General features: G+C 65.8%; 1 protein-coding gene. It reads right to left on the reverse strand.

Translation table 11 applies throughout. From position 1 onward, the window contains the following. Window positions 1-105: 105 nt before the first annotated feature. On the reverse strand, window positions 106-518 hold a 413-nt coding region (locus tag IE122_RS18285; RefSeq protein ID WP_189622652.1), incomplete at its 5' end, for a transposase.

Here is a 518-nt window from a genome sequence, read left to right on the forward strand (position 1 = left end):
ACTTGGGCGAGCGCCGGCGCCGGTGTTTTTCACCGCGTCAGGAGCAATGGGCTTTTCGAGGTTGAAGGGACGAAGGCTCGGGTTTCGGCGGCATGGCCGCGCTGGCTATGTCGGCGCTGGCCGAAGACCGGTGGCGATGGCTTTGAACACGCCGGCGTCGGGGCATGCTGACGCGAAGGCGACACGGATACGCGAGGCGCTCTCGATGACGCGGGCAGCGACCTTGAGCAGCCGCAGGCGCAGAGTCGCGAACTCGGCAGCGGCCAGCGCAGTGGCCTTGGGGATGGCCTGCTGGATGCGCCACATCAGCCAGTAGGCGGCGGTATGCAGGATGAGGCGCATCTGGTTGGCATTGGCCGAGCGGCACGAGGTGCGATCGCTGGCCAACTGGGTCTTGTGGCGCTTGATCAGGTTCTCGGCTTGGCCGCGCGCGCAGTAGAGCGTGTCGTAAATATGCTCGGCCGAGCCTTCTGTCAGCGAGGTGACGACATAGCGGATGTCCATGCCCAGCGTGCTGG

It is taken from the genome of Novosphingobium colocasiae (genome assembly GCF_014652555.1).
Lineage (GTDB): Bacteria > Pseudomonadota > Alphaproteobacteria > Sphingomonadales > Sphingomonadaceae > Novosphingobium > Novosphingobium colocasiae.